Genomic DNA, 3638 nt, shown 5'->3' with positions numbered 1-3638 from the left:
GGTCCGGCCGTTCCTTTCAGTCCAGTGAACCGGATCATTGGCGCGCAGCTCCCGCCAGATTTGATCGGGGTTGCCGCTCACAAAGAAATCGAGATCGGTAAGAGAATGGTCTTGCGACATGGCTGAATCCTCCTCGCTTTGAGCGTTATTTCAGGCGGCTTGGCTGGCGCTTCCGTGACGCAGGACACGTCCCGGCAGCGGGCCGTCGGTCGCGACCGCATCTTTTCCGTGATGCCGAATCAATGTTCCGTTTACAATCACCGCGTCGATGCCGCTGGCGTCCGCCACCAGACGATCCTGTCCTCCCGGCATATCGTTGACGCGCCTCAGCTTGGAGCATCCCACCTTGTCCGGATCGAAGACGGTCACGTCCGCGGCAAGACCAACCTCAAGGCGCCCGCGATCCTTGATCCCGAAGACCTCGGCCGGACGCGCGGTGAGCATCCAGATCGCGCGCTCGAGCGAGATCGCTTTCTTCTCTCGCACCCAGCGCTGAAGCAGATAGGTCGAGAAGCAGGCGTCGCAGAGCTGGCTCGCGTGCGCGCCAGCGTCGGACAGCCCGAGCACCGTGCCTCTACCGTGGAGAAGTTCGGCGACCTGATCCTCGTCGTCGTTAAAAATCGACATGCGGAAGCGCGCTTCGAGATTCGACGCGAGCGCAAGATCCAGCGCGAGATCGATCGGGTCGCATCTGCGTTCGCGCGCGACCTCGCTGACGACGCGCTCTTCGAGCGACGGATCGGAAGGACAGTACGAGATCGTCGTGCGGTCCCACCGGTTCGAGAACGGACCGCCGGATTCCGCTCCCGCCTTGGACTTGAATGCTCCGCGGAAATCTGTTGTCGCATAGATCAGCTTCTTGCCTTCAAGATCCGCCGCCGAGATCCCGGCGAACACCGGCATACTTTCGAAAAGGAAAGGCTCCTTGAAAGTAAACTCGAAGTTGAGCGGGCGACAAGTGACCTGCGGGACGACCGCGATGCCGCGGTCGAAGATCGCCTCCGACTCGCGGAGTAGTTTCTGATGGCTGTCGGGTCCGGCCATGCCGGACATCCCGGCCAGCAACGCCGTCCACGTTACTGGGCGCCCGGTCGCCTGCGCGATCTCGACGAATTCCTTCAAGAAAAGTTCGCGCCCCACGGTGGCCTGGATGATGCCCTCGCCCATCTCGCCCAGGACCGCGGCGAGCGCCTTGATTTCCGCGACATCCGCCGCCCGGCTCGGCACCGGCTTGCCGCTGTAGCCGACATGGGTCTGCGATTTCGAAGTGGCAAAGCCAAGCGCGCCGGCCTTCATCGCGCTCCGCACGATCTCCCGCATTTGCGCGATCTCCGCTTCCGCGGCAGGGCGCTCGGTCGATTCCTCGCCCATCACATACATCCGAATCGGCGTATGTCCTACCAGCGCGCCGAAGTTGATTGCCGTCCCGCGCCGCTCGACCGCGTCGAGGTACTGGCCAAAACTCTCGAACGGCCAGTTGTAGCCGAGGCCTTCCTCGAGCGCCGCCAGGCTCATGCCCTCGACCTTCTCGAGCGTGCGCATGATCAGGCCGCGATGCTCGGGCCGGGTGGGCGCCACGCCGAAACCGCAATTGCCCGTTACCACCGTGGTGACTCCGCGCCATGGCGAGATCGTCATCATCCGATCCCACATCACCTGCGCGTCGTAATGGGTGTGTATGTCGATGAATCCGGGAGCCACGATCTTGCCGCGCGCGTCGATCGTATCGCGCGCCTTGCCCGGCGCTTTTCCCGACGCTGCGATCTTTCCATCCTTAATCGCTAAGTCGCCAGTGACTCCCGGCTGTCCGGTGCCGTCGATAATTGTGCCGTTGGCAATTTTAAGATCGTATTCCATTAGTCATCCTCCGGACCTTTATCATTACTTCTGACTGGGCAAGCTCGGAGAGCCAGCCGATCGGACGCAAATGTTTCGCTTTGGAAACAGGGATAGCGCACCTGATACTTACTCGTCCAATGAAATTGAGCCTGTCTGGTTAACAAGTTCTTCCAGCTTTCGCGGGTTATGCGGGCGACCACACCACCAGCAGTTCGGCGACGATGGGGCCGTTGTTCTGGAAGCGATGCGGAATCGCGGCCTTGAAATGAATCGAATCGCCCTGGCGTAACACTTCTTTCTTGCCGCGCACGAAAAAATCCACACTGCCCTTGTTGCAGAAGAACAGTATCTCGCCGCTGAAGCCGAGCGGCCGCCCGCTGCGGGCGCGCTTGGGAACGGTAATCAAGTACCCTTCCATCTTCGGCTCGCGCAGCGTTTCGGCGATGCTTTCGATCTTGATCCGCGCGCCTGCGTCGAAAGATTTCCGCGCCTCGCGGCGAATCACGCGGACGTCGGCCGCGCCATCTTCGTCGCCCAAAAAAAAGCTCGCGCGGCGGCGCAGCGCCTTGGTTACCTTCACGAAGATTTCGACCGACGGCACCAGCCGGCCCGCCTCAATCTTCTGAATCGTGCCCGCTGAAACTTGAGCCCGTAACCCCAGGTCGCGCAGCGTCAAACCCTGCTCGAGCCTGACCCGTTTGAGTCGCTCTCCCAGCTTGCTTACGGTTTCTTCCACGCCTTACCCGCCCCTCGCAGCGCTACTTGTAGTGCACATGACTATGGTTCGCTCGGCTCCATGCGGTTTCGTTTAATGTATCGATGTTTCCGATTGAAAACGTCAAGCGAGTTTGCTACATCGAATTCACCAGCACAAGAGATCGCAGCGCAGTCGCACAAACAAGGAGCCGAAGCCGTATGCAAAAGCCAATCATTTCAGCCGATTCCCATATCGCCGAGCCGCCGGGCACCTACGTGGATCGGATCGATCGCAAGTACAAGGACACCGCCCCGCACATGGTGCGCGACGACAAGCTGGGCGATATCTTCGTAATCAAGGATCTCGAGCGCCCGATTCCGATGGGACTGATCGCGGCGGCCGGCAAGGACGCGAAGGAGCTGGCGGCCTTCGGCGTGAAATTCGAGGATATGCATCGTGGCGGTTGGGATCCTGAGGCGCGGATGGCCGACCAGGATCGCGACGGCGTCTCCGCCGAAGTCATCTACCCTACCGTCGGCATGATGCTCTGCAACCATCCGGATTTCGATTACAAGAAGGCCTGCTTCGACGCCTACAATTTATGGATCGCCGAGTACTGCGGCGCGCATCCCGACCGGCTGATCGGATGCGGCCAGACTGCGATGCGCTCGCCCGAGGAAGGAATCGAGGACCTGCGCAAGATGAAGCAACTGGGGATGAAGGGCGTCATGATGCCGGGCAATCCCAAGGTCGAAGACTACGACAGCCCCGCCTACGACGATTTCTACCGAGCCGCAATCGATCTCCAGTTGCCGCTGAGCTTTCACATCCTCACCAGCAGCACCGACAACTTCCAGACTCGCGGCCCGAAGCTCAATGGCTTTCTGGCGATCATCCGCGGCTGTCAGGACATCATCGGGACCTTCGTGCTGGGCGGCGTGTTCGAGCGCCATCCCAAGCTGAAGGTCGTATGCGTCGAGGCCGACGCCGGCTGGGTTCCGCATTACATGTACCGCATGGATCACGCCTACGACCGCCATCGCTACTGGCTGCCGGCGGGCACGCTCACCAAAAGGCCGAGCGAATATTTTCGCGAAAATGT

3 protein-coding genes are annotated in these 3638 nt (G+C 60.7%); 1 reads left to right on the top strand and 2 read right to left on the bottom strand.

All coding sequences use genetic code 11. From position 1 onward, the window contains the following. Positions 1–150 precede the first annotated feature (150 nt). Positions 151–1857, bottom strand: a complete 1707-nt coding sequence (locus Q7S58_RS01995) for an amidohydrolase family protein (RefSeq protein WP_304820263.1) — start codon at positions 1855–1857, stop codon at positions 151–153. Positions 1858–2023: 166 nt separating this feature from the next. Beyond that, a complete protein-coding gene (locus Q7S58_RS01990) occupies positions 2024–2575 on the bottom strand; it encodes a helix-turn-helix domain-containing protein (protein WP_304820261.1) in 552 nt (183 codons plus the stop codon). Between the two features lie 179 nt (positions 2576–2754). On the opposite strand from Q7S58_RS01990, the gene Q7S58_RS01985 reads away from it, so the two are divergent. Next, positions 2755–3638, top strand: an 884-nt coding sequence (locus Q7S58_RS01985) for an amidohydrolase family protein (RefSeq protein WP_304820259.1), incomplete at its 3' end; no start/stop codon positions are given.

The sequence above is a fragment of the Candidatus Binatus sp. genome, from assembly GCF_030646925.1.
GTDB lineage: Bacteria > Desulfobacterota > Binatia > Binatales > Binataceae > Binatus.
This window is presented reverse-complemented; position numbering and strand designations above follow the sequence as displayed.

Excerpts from the sequence above, each read along its gene's own strand:
- Q7S58_RS01995 (WP_304820263.1), bottom strand. The coding sequence starts at position 1,857 with ATGGAATACGATCTTAAAATTGCCAACGGCACAATTATCGACGGCACC.